The sequence below is a fragment of the Solibacillus ferritrahens genome, from assembly GCF_037027585.1.
GTDB classification, from domain to species: Bacteria; Bacillota; Bacilli; order Bacillales_A; family Planococcaceae; genus Solibacillus; species Solibacillus ferritrahens.
This window is the reverse complement of record NZ_JAXCLE010000028.1, coordinates 14899-32241: the sequence shown is the minus strand read 5'-3', so window position 1 is coordinate 32241 and position 17343 is coordinate 14899. Positions and strand designations below refer to the sequence as shown.

Annotated in this window: 16 protein-coding genes and 2 tRNA genes; 14 read left to right on the top strand and 4 right to left on the bottom strand. The window is 37.5% G+C overall.

The features are described from left to right. Positions 1 to 250: 250 nt before the first annotated feature. The 4 genes from SNE38_RS17880 (at position 251) to mfd (ending at position 5962) form a co-directional block, all read left to right on the top strand. The gene (locus SNE38_RS17880; RefSeq protein WP_336047034.1) at positions 251 to 1441 is read left to right on the top strand and encodes an MFS transporter; all 1191 of its coding nucleotides are present in this window, start codon (positions 251 to 253) and stop codon (positions 1439 to 1441) included. Positions 1442 to 1513: 72 nt separating this feature from the next. After that, positions 1514 to 2077 (top strand): aminoacyl-tRNA hydrolase, encoded by a 564-nt coding sequence (gene pth / locus SNE38_RS17875; RefSeq protein WP_191705332.1) that lies wholly within the window; start codon positions 1514 to 1516, stop codon positions 2075 to 2077. A gap of 60 nt (positions 2078 to 2137) precedes the next feature. Continuing rightward, positions 2138 to 2365 (top strand): anti-sigma-F factor Fin, encoded by a 228-nt coding sequence (locus SNE38_RS17870; protein WP_191705331.1) that lies wholly within the window; start codon positions 2138 to 2140, stop codon positions 2363 to 2365. An 84-nt stretch (positions 2366 to 2449) separates the two neighbouring features. Continuing rightward, positions 2450 to 5962, top strand: a complete 3513-nt coding sequence (gene mfd / locus SNE38_RS17865; RefSeq protein ID WP_191705330.1) for a transcription-repair coupling factor — start codon at positions 2450 to 2452, stop codon at positions 5960 to 5962. A gap of 65 nt (positions 5963 to 6027) precedes the next feature. Here the strand turns inward: mfd and SNE38_RS17860 are convergent, their stop codons facing one another. Further along, positions 6028 to 6339, bottom strand: a complete 312-nt coding sequence (locus SNE38_RS17860) for a hypothetical protein (RefSeq protein WP_191705329.1) — start codon at positions 6337 to 6339, stop codon at positions 6028 to 6030. A 253-nt stretch (positions 6340 to 6592) separates the two neighbouring features. Between SNE38_RS17860 and spoVT the strand changes: the two genes are divergently transcribed. The 8 genes from spoVT (at position 6593) to SNE38_RS17820 (ending at position 12658) form a co-directional block, all read left to right on the top strand. After that, the gene (gene spoVT, locus SNE38_RS17855; RefSeq protein WP_191705328.1) at positions 6593 to 7129 is read left to right on the top strand and encodes a stage V sporulation protein T; all 537 of its coding nucleotides are present in this window, start codon (positions 6593 to 6595) and stop codon (positions 7127 to 7129) included. Positions 7130 to 7275: 146 nt separating this feature from the next. Continuing rightward, complete coding sequence (locus SNE38_RS17850; RefSeq protein ID WP_336047033.1) at positions 7276 to 8883, top strand: putative polysaccharide biosynthesis protein; 1608 nt, start codon at positions 7276 to 7278, stop codon at positions 8881 to 8883. A 9-nt stretch (positions 8884 to 8892) separates the two neighbouring features. Next, positions 8893 to 10359: a bifunctional methyltransferase/pyrophosphohydrolase YabN gene (gene yabN / locus SNE38_RS17845; protein WP_336047032.1), complete on the top strand. Its 1467-nt coding sequence runs from the start codon at positions 8893 to 8895 to the stop codon at positions 10357 to 10359. A gap of 4 nt (positions 10360 to 10363) precedes the next feature. Then, complete coding sequence (locus tag SNE38_RS17840; RefSeq protein WP_191705325.1) at positions 10364 to 10654, top strand: RNA-binding S4 domain-containing protein; 291 nt, start codon at positions 10364 to 10366, stop codon at positions 10652 to 10654. 87 nt (positions 10655 to 10741) lie between these two features. After that, entirely contained in the window at positions 10742 to 11041 is a 300-nt protein-coding gene (gene yabP / locus SNE38_RS17835) for a sporulation protein YabP (RefSeq protein ID WP_191705324.1), read from the top strand. Further along, entirely contained in the window at positions 11038 to 11496 is a 459-nt protein-coding gene (gene yabQ, locus SNE38_RS17830; protein WP_336047031.1) for a spore cortex biosynthesis protein YabQ, read from the top strand. Before yabP ends, yabQ begins: the two co-directional genes overlap by 4 nt. A 49-nt stretch (positions 11497 to 11545) precedes the next feature. After that, the gene (locus tag SNE38_RS17825) at positions 11546 to 11971 is read left to right on the top strand and encodes an FtsB family cell division protein (protein ID WP_191705322.1); all 426 of its coding nucleotides are present in this window, start codon (positions 11546 to 11548) and stop codon (positions 11969 to 11971) included. A gap of 258 nt (positions 11972 to 12229) precedes the next feature. Beyond that, positions 12230 to 12658, top strand: coding sequence for a S1 domain-containing RNA-binding protein (locus SNE38_RS17820; RefSeq protein WP_008408265.1), 429 nt, complete (start codon positions 12230 to 12232; stop codon positions 12656 to 12658). 157 nt (positions 12659 to 12815) lie between these two features. On the opposite strand, the gene SNE38_RS17815 is transcribed toward SNE38_RS17820, so the two are convergent. The 3 genes from SNE38_RS17815 to SNE38_RS17805 form a co-directional block, all read right to left on the bottom strand. Continuing rightward, complete coding sequence (locus SNE38_RS17815; protein WP_191705321.1) at positions 12816 to 13007, bottom strand: sodium:potassium antiporter; 192 nt, start codon at positions 13005 to 13007, stop codon at positions 12816 to 12818. A 117-nt stretch (positions 13008 to 13124) separates the two neighbouring features. Next, positions 13125 to 13196: transfer RNA gene (locus SNE38_RS17810), tRNA-Glu, on the bottom strand. A 7-nt stretch (positions 13197 to 13203) separates the two neighbouring features. Next, positions 13204 to 13280 (bottom strand) — tRNA-Met (locus SNE38_RS17805). Positions 13281 to 13538: 258 nt separating this feature from the next. Here SNE38_RS17805 and SNE38_RS17800 point away from each other — a divergent pair. After that, entirely contained in the window at positions 13539 to 15893 is a 2355-nt protein-coding gene (locus tag SNE38_RS17800; RefSeq protein WP_191705320.1) for a SpoIIE family protein phosphatase, read from the top strand. Between the two features lie 20 nt (positions 15894 to 15913). Then, positions 15914 to 17320, top strand: a complete 1407-nt coding sequence (gene tilS, locus SNE38_RS17795) for a tRNA lysidine(34) synthetase TilS (protein ID WP_191705319.1) — start codon at positions 15914 to 15916, stop codon at positions 17318 to 17320. Positions 17321 to 17343 lie beyond the last annotated feature (23 nt).

The following is a 17343-nucleotide window of genomic DNA, read 5'->3' as shown; positions in this document are numbered from 1 at the left end:
GAAAAAGAATAAAAAGAGACGAAGAAAAGAGGCATTTTTCATTCAAAATCGAATGAAAAATGCCTCTTTTGTGTTGAAAAACGAAAACGTTCTAAAAAAACGAAGGTTTTTCAGTGCCCTCATATTTAATAGGGCGGCTTTTTTTTGCTGCAAAAAAACTTCGACATCCGAAAGAAAATCAGTATAATAAAATGGAGATGAGTAAATATTAAGAAAATTAGAGGGATTTATGAGAACACATAATGAAAAAATGAGTATTTACCATGGAATGGCTTCAGCCGTTGCGCAAAATACTTCAAATAGCTATATTCCGATATTTGCTATGACAATCCTTGGTGCAACAAATTATCAGGTTGGGTTAATTAGTTCTTTACCTCCATTAATTACATTACTAATGACATTACCGGCTGCCGTTTTGTTAAATCGAGCTATTGAACAAAAAAGACTAGTTGCCTTTTCTGTTTTAGCCGCTCGATTTGTATTTTTGCTAATCGCATTTGTTAGTTATGTACCAGGGAGCTTTGGTTCATGGCTGCTTTTGGCGTTGATTGCTGCGATGAGTGTACCTAATACGATGGCTAATATGGGTTGGCAATCTTTTATCGGTAATATTATCGAAGACACACGCAGAGCACAGTTTTTCAGTGATCGGAATCGATTGTTAACAATTGTAGGTTTAATCGTTACTCTGACTATTGGTGTTGTTATGAAGGATATGACGGCTAATCAAATCGCCTACCAAGTATTATTTATGTTTACTTTTGTAGTTGGGGTTGTAGAGCTTTATTTTTTATTAAAGCACGATGAACCTGTACGAGAGCTAAATATAGATAAGAAGCGTGCGATGGATTGGTCCATTTTCAAAAATAACAAATATGTCTTGTTTTTAATTGTTGCACTTATTTTTAACTTTGGTTGGCAAATGGCGTGGGGGCTTTTTAATATTTATAATGTACGATATGCAGAAGCAACTATTTTTTGGATTAGTATGTTCAATGTTGCGAATATGTCAGCACAAATTTTTTCGTTTTCATTTTGGCGTAAATGGTCACAAAAATACGGCAATATGTACGTATTTGTATGGGTAGCATTTGGTATGTCGACAGCACCTTTATTAATGGTTTTATCGACCAATCTATATTATTTGGTAGCCATGTCATTACTATCCGGTTTATTCGTTTCGGGGACTGTATTAATATTATTTAATTTATTATTGGAAAATTCCCCACAGGAAGTACGTACTTATTGTATTACGAGCTATAATGTGTTGCTTGCTACGATTGCATTTACCTCTCCGCAAATCGGTATTTGGCTTCTCGAAACATATACGATGGAAGTAGCTATGTATTTATCGACAGCTGTTCGTTTTTTAGCGGCAGTGGGCTTTTTCGTGTTGTATATTGTGAGGAAAAGACGGGATAGTTCGTTAGTGCCATACTAATTGATGATGAATACTTTCCAAGAGAATGTGTGATAAAATAAAGGCGATTAGAGAAAAAGGATGCGATTACTAGTGAAATTAATTATTGGTTTAGGAAATCCAGGAAAACCATATGAACATACCCGCCATAATATAGGTTTTGATGTGATTGATGAATTAGCAAATCGATGGAATTCGCCATTAAACCAAACAAAATTTAATGGTATGTATGCAACGGTTCATCGTCCTGAAGGAAAAGTCATTTTATTGAAGCCATTAACATATATGAATTTATCAGGAGAATGTGTGAGACCTTTAATGGATTATTTTGATATAGAAATTGAAGATATTATTGTTATTTATGATGATTTAGATTTAGAAACGGGTAAACTAAGACTACGCAGCAAGGGAAGCGCTGGTGGGCATAATGGAATTAAATCATTAATACAGCATTTAGGTACACAAGAGTTTAATCGAATCCGTGTCGGTGTAAACCGCCCCCCTGCAGGCATGAAAGTGGCTGACTATGTATTATCGAAGTTTTCAAAAGAAGATCAGCCTATAGTAAAAGATGCGATTGATAAGAGCTGTGATGCAATTGAAACAGCATTAACAAAGCCATTTTTAGAAGTGATGAACAAATTCAATGGCGCATAAATTAATTAAATGATGGCTATACTTTAACATACATAAGTGTTTTAAAGGAGGCCATGGGAGATGCCTGTACGCTACCTATGTAGACATTGTAAGGTAGAGATTGGTACTTTACCTTTTGAGGCAGAAGAAACTATTAAGAAAATTCATTTATTTGAAATAGGTGAAATAGATGATTATCTTGAAAAAAACGAGCGTGGAGAAACGACCGTTCATAGTATATGTGAACACTGTGAAGAGTCATTGCGTCAGTTCCCTGATTATTATGCGCTTAAAAAATGGTTACAGTAAAGGAGTTGCTTTGGTCGCATACAGTGCGCCAAGGCTTTTTCCGTTTCTATATCCACATATCAAAATAGAGAAAGGGGACTATACGTGGATACGATCCATCAGTTATTAAAAAGAGATAAACAGATTGATAATGTTATAGAGCAGATAGAGAAGAATTTAGCGAATGACTACCTCATAACAGGATTGACCGGTAGTGCTAGGCCAGCTTTAATTCATACGATTTACCAGGAGACGAACAAATCCATTTATATTGTATCTTCAAACTTGCTGCAGGCGCAGAAATTGGTCGATGATTTAAGTGCATTAGTCGGTGACGAGCATGTTCACTATTATCCTGCGGAGGAATTTATCGCAGCTAATATGACGATTTCCTCTCCAGAGCTTCGTGCACAGCGTATTGCGACATTGGGGAGATTAGTAAATAAAGAGCGCGGTATTTATATTATTCCAGCTGCAGGAATGCGCAGGATGTTAAATGCACCTCAGGACTGGCTTGGACATGAGCTTTCAACGTCTTTAGGTGCGGATGTCGACATTAGTCAGTGGTTAAATAAACTCGTTGAAATGGGCTATACGAGAAGTGAAATGGTGACTACTCCTGGTGAGTTTGCCATGCGAGGGGGAATTTTGGACATATACCCGCCATATGCACAAAATCCAATTCGAATTGAATTGTTTGATACAGAAGTAGATTCCATTCGTACATTTTCAGCGGACAATCAGCGCTCTATTGAAAAGTTAAATGAGATAAAAATTCTGCCTGCAACGGAGCTCATTCTTACAAAAGATGAGCGAATCATTCTTGCAGACCGCCTGGAAGTATCGTTGGCGGCAAGCTTAAAAAAGGTTCGTAAGCAAGAAACACAGGAATTGCTTATGCAAAATATTACACAAGATATTGAATTGCTTCGTCATGGACATTTACCGGATCATATTGCAAAATATGGCTCGTTATTATTTGAGAAGCCACATTTTCTGGGCGATTACTTCATGCAAGATGGCCTTGTTTTATTCGATGAATTAGGACGAATTCAAGAAGTAATGGAAGCATGGGAACGCGAGGAGAGTGGCTGGTTTATTTCTTTAATTGAGGAAGGGAAAATGCTTCACGATGTAAAGCCTTCCCATTCAATGAAAGAATTGCTGGCCATTTTAAAGCAACAAAAAGTATACTTTGCATTATTTACGCGTACTTTTGCAGGTGTCACGCTTAAAAAGACGGTTAACTTTTCATGCAAGCCGATGCAACAATTCCATGGGCAGATTGCATTATTACAAAATGAAATCGAACGTTGGACCCATGAAAAATTTGTTGTACTCTTTACTGCTAATTCCGAAAATCGTATAAAGGCCATGCAAAATTTACTGGATGACTACCATATTGCATCTACAATTGGTTATGCAGAGGCACCCGGTATTTATTTAGTAAATACAGCATTGTCATCAGGTTTTGAGCTTCCACTACAAAAAATAGCAGTCGTTACAGATGATGAGCTGTTTAAACAACAGGCGAAGAAAAAATCACGTCCACAGCAAATGACAAATGCTGAGAGAATTAAATCCTATACCGAAATTAAACCTGGGGACTATGTTGTGCATGTACATCACGGAATCGGGAAATATATCGGTATCGAAACACTAATTGTAAATGGTACACATCAAGATTATTTACATGTTCGCTACCGTGAAGATGATAAATTATATGTACCTGTTGATCAAATTGAGCTTATTCAACGTTATGTGCCCTCAGGTGAAAAGGAGCCAAAGCTTCATAAACTTGGCGGGACTGAGTGGAAAAAGACACGCACTAAAGTTTCGAATGCTGTACAAGACATAGCAGATGATTTAATTAAGCTTTATGCAAAGCGTGAAGCAGAAAAAGGTTTTGCATTTTCACCTGATTCGGATGAACAAAGAGGTTTTGAAGCGGCCTTCCCTTATGAAGAAACGGAAGATCAACTGCGTACAATTGCTGAAGTGAAAAAAGATATGGAACGTGAACGCCCGATGGACCGCCTAGTCTGCGGTGATGTAGGGTATGGGAAAACCGAAGTTGCGATTCGTGCTGCATTTAAAGCGATTTTAGATGGTAAACAGGTAGCTTTTTTAGTGCCAACAACGATTCTTGCACAGCAACATTATGAAACGATCTCGAAGCGCTTTGAGGATTATGCTATTAATGTTGGGCTATTAAGTCGATTCCGTACTAAAAAGCAACAAACGGACACATTAAAAGGTTTACGGGAAGGAATCGTTGATATAGTGATAGGTACACATCGTATTTTATCGAAAGATGTAGTGTATCAGGATCTCGGTTTACTTATTGTCGATGAGGAGCAGCGTTTTGGTGTTACCCATAAAGAGAAGATTAAACAGCTACGGACTAATGTCGATGTGTTGACACTAACGGCTACACCGATTCCACGTACACTCCATATGTCAATGGTTGGAGTCCGTGATTTGTCCGTTATTGAAACACCGCCGCAAAACCGTTTCCCTGTACAGACATATGTAATGGAGCATAATGGTGCACTTATTCGTGAAGCGATTGAACGTGAAATGGCACGAGGGGGGCAAGTCTTTTATTTATACAATCGTGTGGAAGATATCACAAGACGTGTAGAGGAGATTCAAATGCTTGTTCCCGATGCACGTATTGCATTTGCACATGGGCAAATGACCGAGGCAAAGCTTGAATCGGTTATTTTAGGGTTTATTGAAGGAGAATTTGATGTCTTAGTAACGACAACTATTATTGAAACGGGCGTTGATATTCCAAACGTGAATACATTGATTGTGCATGATGCAGATCGAATGGGTCTATCTCAGCTTTATCAGCTGCGTGGACGTGTTGGTCGTTCGAATCGTATTGCATATGCCTACTTTATGTATGAGCGCGATAAAGTGCTTACAGAAGTAGCAGAGCAGCGATTACAGGCCGTAAAGGAATTCACGGAACTTGGTTCAGGCTTTAAAATAGCTATGCGTGATTTATCTATTCGTGGGGCGGGAAATTTACTGGGTGCGCAGCAGCATGGATTCATTGATTCCATCGGTTTTGATCTATACTCACAAATGCTCGAAGAAGCGGTGGAAGAACGACGCAGCGGTGTGAAAAAAGAAGAAAAGCAGGATATTGAAATTATGCTGCATATTGATGCGTATATTCCAGATGCGTATATTCCGGACGGCTTCCAAAAAATCCAAATGTATAAACGAATTAAAGCAATGGAGCGCATTGAGGATTATTTAGAAATAATTGATGAATTACAGGACCGTTTTGGAGATTTACCAGTAGAAACGGAGCGACTCATGCGCATTGCACGTATGAAGGTATGGGCAATGGAGGCGGGTGTGCTGTCGATTAAAGAAAAGCAGCAAACCGTATCGATTATCCTCTCGGAGGAAGGTACAGCCAATACAAATGGCGCGCAAATTGTAGAGCAATCGATGGAATTTGGGCGAGCAGTGGGCTTCGGAATGGAAGGAGCACAGTTGGTGGTAACAGTGGACTACAATAAATGTGGAAACCACTTACCATTTGATGTAGTAGAAAAAATCATAAAAATTATTGCATCAGCCAAAAAAGAATCATAAAAAGAGAGGGAATCTTAAAAGTTTTTAACTTTTAACATTTCCTCTCTTTTTAATAAACAAATGAATTACAGGAAGGATGGTTGCACACTATAATGAACACCACTCGCATAATTCAGACGTTGAAGTAATTCTTCGCGATTGCGATGTTCTTCGCGCAAATCCAAAAATTGTTTCTCTCTTGTCGTCGAAAATGAAACTAAATCGCGCTGACCATTCTGTTTTTCCAAATAACGCTTAAAAATACCGTTTTCAAATTTTGTAACGGTTTCAGCACGTTCTTTAGACAAATCAGGATAATAAGCTAAATGTGTTCCTGCATAATATTGCTGTTGTCGATATGCATCAGGTGTAGTGGTAATACGGTCTACTTTTAGCATGAGAAGCACCTCCAAAAAAGTTATCTATCTTTGTTAATATCCTTTTTCATAAAAACAAAACTATTTTTGAAATAAAGCGTTGTAATTTCCTATGCCTAGTACGAAAATTTAGGTCGTAAAGCCCATTTGGTCGAAAGAATTGAAAGGCTATATTTTGTTTTTTACTGTTACATTTATGCATAGTTTCAAGTTTTTCATACCATACTAGTTGCATCATACTGTGAAATGATGTGAAAGTGAGGGAACATAAACGATGAAAGCAACAGGAATAGTTCGCCGCATCGATGATTTAGGTCGTGTTGTTATCCCAAAAGAAATTAGAAGAACTCTTCGTATTCGTGAGGGCGACCCTTTGGAAATTTATACAGATCGTGAAGGTGAAGTAATTTTAAAAAAATATTCACCAATTAATGATTTAGGTGAATTTGCACAACAATATGCGGAATCATTATTTGAAACATTAGGTACCCCAACATTAATAAGTGACCGTGATGAAGTAATTGCCGTTGCGGGCGTTTCCAAAAAGGATTATGTTTCAAGACGCTTAACGGTTTTTGCGGAAGATATTATTAAAAATCGGTCTATTGCTAGTGAGAAGCTAGAAATGTCGATTGAACTTGTAGCTGGACAGTATGAACAAGTAAAATCGTATTGCATAGTGCCTATTATTGCGAATGGAGATCCGATTGGTGCTATCTATTTAATATCAAGAGCACACTTTATCGGAGAAACTGAGCAAAAGACAGCAGAAACCGCAGCAAACTTCTTAGCAAAACAAATGGAAAACTAAAATCATGTAAAAACGTCCATAAAGATGGGCGTTTTTTATTTGTCTGTCATAATGCTAAAAGTAGTTATTGCAGTGATCGACTAAAAATACGAGTAGATTTTCATGATATAATTATTACATTGTATGAAATAGAGGAAGGAAATAGAATGACTTCGCAAAGTTTTGGTATGAAAAATTATATGAAGGGTGCTCTTCTCTTAACAGTTGCAGCACTCATAGTAAAAATATTAAGTGCTGTATACCGTGTTCCTTATCAAAATTTAGTAGGTGATCAAGGATTTTACGTCTATCAGCAGGTGTATCCATTTATTTCATTTTTTGTCGTATGGACATCTAGTGGGTTTGCAGTTGCAATTTCCAAAATGCTAGCAGATATTGAAGGGCACGGGGGCACCTCTGAATATAAAAATTCAGTTTCACGTGTTATCTTTTATTATTTAACAGTGTTATCCCTTTTATTTTTCTGTTTATTGTTTTTTGGTGCGCAGCCATTGGCAAATTTAATGGAAGATCCTCAGTTAGCAGGGTTATTGAAGGTTGGTTCATTTATTACATTATGTATGCCGCTTCTTGCGATTTTAAAAGGAAACTTCCAAGCTAAGAGCAACATGCAGCCTGTAGCTTATGCGCAAGTTTTTGAACAAACGATTCGAGTATCGATTATTTTAATTGGTACAATCATTTTAATACAATATACGCAATCCGTTTATTCAGCTGGAAAGATAGCGATGCTCGGAACGGTCATTGGGGAAGTTGCCGGGATTGTGCTTCTTTTATATTTTTTAAAACGCTCATATACTCCTTCAAGGCAAACAGCTATAAAAGTAAAGATATGGCCAATTTTAAAAGAGGTAACATTATATAGCATCGCCATCAGCATGAGTGCCCTGTTATTATTATGCTTCCAGCTTGTCGATTCCTTTACTATCTATAAAATGCTTATCCAATCAGGGATGGCTTCGATACAGGCTATGGAGGTAAAAGGAATATATGATCGTGGGCAACCACTTGTCCAACTTGGTATTGTTATTGCTACCTCATTATCGTTAGCCATTGTGCCACTTGTTGCATTGAAAGCGCACAAATCGGATGGACGTGGTGAAAAGCCATTCATTCAGTTGACATATCGTAGTTCATTATTATTCGGAGTGGCATCAGCACTTGGATTAATATTAGTCATGCCATATATCAACCAAATGCTATTTATGACAGATGCTTATTCGGAAGTGTTGAAGCTGTATTCGTTTCAAATTGTCCCATTATCAATAATTTTGACATTTACGGCGATTCTTCAGGGCTATAGTAAATTAAAAGTTCCGGCTATTTGTTTAGGAATGGGAATTATACTGAAGTATATAGGGAATGCATATTTCGTTCCGAAGCTTGGAATTTTAGGTGCAGCAATGGCAAGTAACATCGGGCTTATATTTACTGCGATTGCCCTAATTATTTATTTAAAAAAGTTAACATCAATTCGTTTTGCGGATTTTCAATTTTATAAAAAATTGGCACTTGCCTGCATCATTATGGTTGTTGTTGTGAATAGTACAATTTTTGGCCTGAATTGGGTATTTACAGGCACGCTGAGTCGTGTTGATGCACTTATTTATAGTGTGCTACTCGTGGGGGTAGGTGCTTTTAGCTTTATAACAGCAGTGGCGAAAATGCGCGTTTTAACGGAAAAGGATTGGTTTTTAATCCCGCTCGGTAGAAGAATGGCCGCATATCAGCTATTGTTAAATCGAAAGAAGTAGGTGTTTATATTGAAACAATTAACAGTCATCGGTTTAGGTGCTGCCGATTTTGAACAAATGCAAATGGGTGTTTATAGAAAAATTAAATCCGCTAAAAAGCTATATGTACGCACAGAGGATCATCCTGTTTTACAGGATTTGAAGCGAGAAGGAATTGAGTTTACGAGCTTTGATGAAGTGTACATCAAGCATGGTTCATTCGGTCCGGTTTATGAGGAAATTGCAGAACGTTTAATTGAAGCAGTGGCGCAGGAAGACATTATGTATGCGGTCCCAGGGCATCCCCTTGTAGCAGAGCAAACAGTCCAGCATTTAATTGCAGCTGATCGTGAAGGACGTATTCAGCTGATTATTGAAGGTGGGCAAAGCTTTTTAGATCCCATTTTTGGTGCATTAAAGATTGATCCTATTGAAGGATTTCAGTTATTGGATGGTACGAGCATGTCGCAGCATGATATCAACATGCGGCAACACATTTTAATTGCACAAGTATACGATTCATTCAGCGCGTCCGAAGTGAAGTTGACGTTAATGGAAAAATACCGTGATGATTATCCAGTAACGATTGTAACGGCAGCGGGATCATCACAGGAGCAGCTGCGTACAGTGCCACTTTATGAGCTCGATCAGGTAGCTGAAATTAATAACTTAACAACGGTTTATGTGCCTCCTGTTGCATCCGATGAAGATGCACTGCGTGATTGGACGACATTCCGTCAAATTATCGCGACATTGTGCGGTCCAAATGGATGTCCTTGGGATCAAAAGCAAACACATGAGTCTTTGAAAAAATACTTATTGGAAGAAGTACATGAGTTTTTGGCGGCAGTGGATGCAGAAGATGATTTTGCAATGGTAGAAGAGCTAGGAGATGTTCTTTTACAAGTCTTTCTACATGCTCAAATTGGTGAAGATAATGGCTATTTTACATTGGAAGAAGTACTAGCATCAGTCAGTGAAAAAATGATTCGTCGACATCCCCATGTATTTGGTGATGTTACAGTAGACGATGCTGATACGGTTATTGCCAACTGGGAAGAGATTAAAAAACAAGAAAAAGCTCAAACAGCACATGAGTCGCTTTTAAAAGATGCATATAGTCCATATTCATCGCTCCAGACATCTTTTAACTATCAGAAAAAAGCGGCTACAGTTGGGTTTGACTGGCCGAATGCCGAATTTGCATGGGGAAAATTTGCTGAAGAATGGCAAGAATTCCGAGATGAAATTACACAAGGGTCAACAATTAGTCGAACAGATGAGTTTGGAGATGTATTGTTTACACTTGTTAATATCGCTCGTTTCTATAAAATTTCACCGGAAGAAGCGATGCTCCATGCAAACGAGAAGTTCGCACGTCGCTTTCATTTTGTTGAACAAAGTGTGAAAAATAGTGGGAAAGCATTTAATGACTTTACTTTAGAACAATTAGATGCATTTTGGGATGAAGCCAAACAATTAGAAAAAGGGGAGTAATTTTATGCGTTTAGACAAATTTTTAAAAGTTTCACGATTAATTAAACGTCGTACATTAGCAAAAGAAGTGGCAGTACAGGGGCGGATTATGATTAATGATAAAGTAGCCAAAGCAAGCAGCACCGTGAAAGTAGGCGATGAGCTTGCGATACGCTTCGGTCAAAAAATTGTAACCGCTCGAGTTGAGGAATTGCGTGAAAATGTAAAAAAAGAAGAAGCTTTAAAAATGTTTACTATCGTAAAAGAAGAGCGTCTCGAGAAGGTTGAACCAGAATTTATTGATGACGACGAATAATGAGGAGAGCATGACCAACTTTTTGTGTCATGCTTTTTTTGATTGTTGCATATAGTGTACAACTATAAGCTCAAAGGGGGACTTGCATTGACTATTCATCAAGAAAGTAGTCGTTATACCATTTCATCTGGGGATCATTTAGTAACGGTTCGCAATAGAAAGCGTATGGACATGACATCTGTAAAAAGTATTGAACGGTTCGATCAGGAAGAATTTTATGTAAATACATCACAAGGGCACTTACTAATTCGAGGAGAAGAGCTGCGTATCGTACATTTGGATGTGGATAAAGGATTGCTAACGTTAGAAGGGGAAGTGAAGACATTCCAATACGATGAAAGCGAGAATGGTTTGTCAAAAAGTTTCCTTCATAAATTATTTGGATGATGATGAGTGCACAACTTGTAAGCATCCTCGTCATGTTTATAAGTGGACTAGCTGTAGGTGCCATCATCGACTGTATAAGAATTAATTTAAATCGTATCCCCCTTAAAAATATTAGACGGATCACATGGCTTTTAGAATGGCACGTCTGGTTGATATTAGGGGTTAGTACGTTTTATCTGTTATTTTTAGTAAAAGGAGGGCAATGGAGATTTGTGGACCCACTTGCCCAATTAGCTGGAATTGCAGCTTATGAAGTCATTTTCCAAAATAGCTTTCGTTTCCTTGGAAGGGTATTCATCAATATATTTATAAGACCCATTTTATTTATAGGACATGTAGTTGCCAAAGTCATAACAAGTATTATAAAGTTATTAAAAACAATAATTGTTTTTTTATGTAATCCAATTATTAAATTATTTAGGAAATATTTGTTAAAAAACTTTAAAACACAGTAGGAAATTTGTATAATTAGAACGAATATTAATAGTGAGGGAGGAGACGGAAATGGGAAGAAGAAATGTGCAAGAAGAGCTACATAACCAAAATGTACAGCCGTTAAATAACGACTATGTCCGATCAAATCCGCAAGCTCGAGCTCAAATGAAAGCAAAAATAGCTGTTAGACGACGAAGAAGAATGGCGGTATTTTTCATTCTTGCAACGGTAGCAATTGTTGTATTAGTAAAGGCAAATATGGTTCAACATGAGCGTCTCGCTGCTAAAGAAGAAGCAAAGGTGGCTGCTACCGAACTATTAGATGAAGCATTAAACAAACAAGAGCTTTTAAACTTGCAAATAGCAAAATTAGAAGATGATGAATATATTGCCAAGTTAGCGCGAAAAGAGTTTTTCCTTTCCGATGAAGGCGAAATTATTTTTACTATCCCTAACAAATCCGAAAAAGATAATGACGAAAAAGATGAAGATTAGAGATCGTTTTAACGGTTGTTGGTTACAATTGTTTAAGAATGAATGCTACTTTGAAAATTTAATAAAAAAACCAATCAATATGTTCATTTTGTCATAAAATACTTGGTATTATTTGCCTCTAGTTAGAGTGTCTTGTTGACACTCTTTTTATGTTAGCTATAATTAGAGAAGAAACTATTGAACAAAAGTTTCATTATAATTGATAAATGGCTTTTCAACCGAAGAGTCTCTTAAAATTTAAGGAGGAGCATTTTTTTTATGTCAATTGAAGTAGGCAGCAAAGTACAAGGTAAGGTAACAGGCATCACAAATTTCGGTGCATTCGTTGAGCTTCCTGATGGGAAAACAGGTTTAGTCCATATTAGTGAAGTGGCGGATAACTACGTAAAAGATATCAATGAGCATCTTAAAGTAGGCGATGAAGTCGAAGTGAAAGTGATGAATGTTGAAGCGGATGGAAAGATTGGTCTTTCAATTCGTAAAGCAAAGCCTCAAGCTGAGCGACCAGAGCGTCCACAGCGTCCTCGTCGTGAGAATAACCGTTCAAACGATCGCAATGATCGTCAACCAAAAGAGAATTTTGAACAGAAAATGGCGCGTTTCTTAAAAGATAGCGATGAACGTTTAACTACATTAAAGCGTGCTACTGAATCTAAGCGCGGTGGTCGTGGAGCTCGCAGAGGATAATTTTGCTGGCTGTTTGAACGTAGAAAAAGTGTCAAATAGATGAAAGATAAGGCAGTGTTAAAAGTCAAATTGACTTTTAACACTGCCTTTCTTTGTATAAATATTACGGCTCCTGCAGTAAACTCATGCTACCGAGCAAATCCTCAATGCGTATAAGTTATTCTTTTTCGGCATTATGCTTTATTAGCAAGCGAATAAGTGTAATGAAACAGAAAATCCCGCCAACAAGACCAACTGCAATCATTATAATCTGTAGAGGGAGAGGCAAGTTGGTTAAAATAACGCCTCCGACAACTAAAAGCATGCTGACACCACAAAGAAAAGCCAAGTATGTAAAGTTTTGTACCAAAGAAAACGCCTCCTCTTACTTCAACATTATAAAGTATAAAGCAAAAAGATTGTTATGAAATCCCAAAATAGAAAAAAGCCGCCTAGGAAATAATGTTTTCCTAAACAGCCCTTAAGATGACCCGTACGGGATTCGAACCCGTGTTACCGCCGTGAAAGGGCGGTGTCTTAACCACTTGACCAACGGGCCTAAAAAATGGTGGCGGCAGAGGGAGTCGAACCCACGACCTTTCGGGTATGAACCGAGTGCTCTAGCCAACTGAGCTACACCGCCAAAATTAACAACAGAACTAATAATACAATGCGGTGCAATAAGTGTCAACAACAATTTCCGCTAAATTTTGAGGCCTTTATGAAGGGGTAAATGGGTAATAATTATTTTTTTGTATTTTGATTAGAAATTAAGTTGAAAACGTGCATATTCCCTTAAAAAATCCGTCGAACAATTTTTTATAAGCAGTCCTACAAACAGACAAAATTCACTTTTCAAGGATTTGTATAATAGCGATAAAAAGAAAAGGTGATAGTAAAAATGGTGACATTAAACAATCAAAATGAGTTTCAAACATTTAATTTAAGCCTATTATTATATAAAGAAAAATCGAAAATGATAATATCAAGTGCTATAGTCTTTCTAGCCTTTTGTTTTGCTCAGGCTGTTTTTTTTGAAGCAGTTGTTCCATTGTTTCTACCTTTCTGGCTTATTATACGGACCCGGTTTGCTGCTTTTCAAAAGAGTGCATTACTAGGAGGGATAATCGGAACTTGCTTCCTTGGCTTTGGGCAAGTTGCTATTGTTTTAGTACAATTGCTTTTCATGGAATGTCTCGTAAGATTTAAGTTTTTGAAACTATCTCCATATATTTTGCTCGCAAGCAGCATCGTCATCGTACAACTATTGTGGCAAATGATGTTGCATAGTGGTACACCGTCTGTCATGGTATTATTCTATATTATTTATGAATGCTTTTTCTCCGTATCTATGTTATTTTTTATTCGACTTCTGACATTGCAAACTAACGAAGTAGGTCAGTTTGAATGGACAAGGGACAAAATCACGGCAATCATGATTATTTTGGCCGGGGTAATGGTGGGTATGCAAAGCATGACTCTCCTTTACTTTTCATTACCGCTAATTTTACTTCACTTTCTTATTTGTCTCGTTGCCTATACTTCGACTGTTGGGGCTACTGTAATCTTTTCATTATCCCTTGGGTTCTTTATGGGACTAGCGAATTTGTCCTTTACAGGTATGATGATCTTATATGCTTGTACAGGTTTGGTGGCAGCAATAGTTCAAAATCAGGGGCGTTATATAGTTGCTTTGTTTAGCTTGCTTCCTAGTATATTTTTCTTTTTCTATGATGCGACATTACCGATAGACAGCGTTTATTTTTTATCGATGTTGACAGGTACGGTTGGATTTTTATTAGTACCGAAAAAAGTGCTTTCTTATTGCCAAATGTATTATAAGCAGCAAACGGTCAGTATCGTTCAAGTGAATCGCAATGAGGTAGTGGAAGTCCAGCTTAAGCAATTTCAGCACTTTGTGTCATTTATGAAGGAACTTGTTTTTGAGCGGTTTACACAACCATCAACAAAAAACGAAAAGAAGGTAGAACCATTTTTAATTTGCTCTAGCTGTTTCAAATATGAACAATGCTGGGGGGGGAATAGAGAAATGGAAGAGACAATCAATGCTTGGCGATTAGCAAAAAGAAGTCCAAAACCTGTTGGATGGATGCGCGTTGAGGAACAACTTAAAGGAAAGTGTATAAAGTCATCTAAACTGCTGGAAGAGCTAGAGTCGGCAATCCAAAAAGAACATATGGAACGCGAATATTATCATGGTAAAAAAATGATTGCGTTACAGTTGCGTGATTTAAGCAGTCATTTTGAAAAGCTATTAAGCAGTCACCAGTTAGATGTCGGAACAACAGAAGTAGATGGGGATATTCAACAATATTTAAATGAGCGCGATATCCATTGTCTACACATTCAGTGGTTAAAAACAGAAATAGGAGATCGGGAATTCATTTGTTATATTGCAGATCAGCGCGATACACACGTTGTGATCCAACATCTAGAACAACAATTATTTGAATTGCTACATGAACCACTGAAAGGTGAAACGATTTATGAACAGCAATCGCCTATTTTTTATCGACAAATAAAGTTTCGCTCGGCAATTCGTTATCAATTGGAGTATGATATATATACGTATTCACATGCCCACCATACGATTTCCGGGGATTCTTACCGCGTATTTCCAATTCATCCGGGATTAATGGCGGTTATGCTATCAGATGGTATGGGGACGAATGTAAGGGCACACGAAGAAAGTGAACGTTTAATTCAAATGATGCAAGATTGTATAACGTATAACATGGATCCTGAAACGGCTATGCATACGATGCATTACGTGATGTCATTAAAAAATGATTCTGATATGTATGCTACGATGGATTTTGCCCTAGTCGATTTACAGTTCGGTCATTTATGGTGCTGGAAAGCAGGCGGCATGACAACTTACGTTTTAAGGGGACCCGATTTATTTAAAATAGAAAGTACAAGCGCCCCAATCGGTTTTTTACCGAATTTTGCAATCGACACTGAAATGACTCCATTATTATCAGAGGATGTTATTTTAATGATTTCGGATGGATTATTTTCACCATCCGCACAGTGGGATGCTCAAGAACAATTATTTATCAGGTTGATTCGTCAAGGAATAGAAAAAGGTGCCTCTATCCAAGTTGTATTATTTGATGTAATGACTCAATTCAAACAAATGTACCCAATTGCGGACGACTGCACTGTCATGTTATTCCGTCTGCAACATGTATCAAAGCCATGGCAAGTATTTCGACCAACAATCAAACATTGAACGGTATATGAGGTGAAAAAATGCACAGTTTAGAGCATAGTGTTTTAGCATTTATAAAAGAACATCAGCTTATAGAAAATGGTGAAAAACTATTAATTGCTTGTTCAGGAGGCGTTGATTCGATGGCGCTTCTTTCTTTTTTTCATCATTTTCAAAGCTACTTTCAAATTGAGCTCGTCGTAGCCCATGTCGATCATATGTTACGCGGCGAGCAATCAGCTGAGGATTGTGTATTTGTGGAACAGACGTGTAAATCCTGGGGAATCCCGTTTTACAGCTGTGCCATTCCTATTGCAGAAATTCAGCAAAAGGACGGGGGGAATATTCAGGCAATATGCCGTCAAGAGCGTTATCGTTTTTTTGAAGAGGTCATGGATGCACAACAATGCACAAAATTAGTAACGGCCCATCATGCGGATGACCAATTGGAGTCTATGTTGATGGCCTTAACGAAAGCAAGTTCATTAAATGGATTAAAAGGAATTTTGCCGATTAGAAATTTTTATGATTATACGGTAATTCGCCCATTTTTGATGGTTACAAAACATGAAATTGGGGAATATTTACATAGTAAAGATGTTTTATACCGTGAAGATCCAAGCAACGCAAAGAATGATTATACCCGCAATCGGTTTCGTCATCATGTCGTACCAATTTTAAAAGAAGAAAATCCCCTCGTGTCCCAACATGCCGTAAACATCGCACAACAACTTACAGAAGATGATTCGTATTTAATGGACCTTGCAAAAGTGCGTTTTTTTGAGCTTTTTAATAAATTTGACAAAAATTATTACAAAGTAAATGTTTCTGCATTTCAAAAAGAACCACTTGCTTTACAAAGAAGGCTCGTTTTAATACTATTAAGTTATCTTTATAACGATTCAAAAACGTTTCAAAGCTATGTACTTTGTACGACAGTTTTGGCGTTGTTTTCAACGTCTGAAGGAAGTCGTACACTTGATTTACCTGAGAATTTTATTGCCCGGCGACAATACGATGAAGTTGTATTTGAAACTAAGAAGAATAGCTTTTTGATGGAAAAACAACAAATCGTTTTGAATGAGTGGTACATGCTTGGGACGATGCGCATTTATATCGGAGAACTTGCGTTATGTGACGATGCTCTATTACAACAATATCATCCACATTTTTTCGAAGCGTCATCTGTATGGTTTCCATTATTCATAAGGTCTCCAAAACAAGGGGATCGTATTGCGCTACAAGGCATGCAGCATCAGAAAAAAGTATCTCGCATTTTCATTGATGACAAGATTCCTTTCTTAAAAAGAGCTAGTTGGCCGTTATTAGTGGATGCTAATGATGAGTTGCTCTCCATATTAGCTGTGCGCGTAAACAATAAATTTTCTAATGTAAAATCGACAAAGCATTCAATGGTGCTTCTTGTCGACAGCAATGAACGTCTTTAGAAAGTTTAATTAATTAAAGGGGG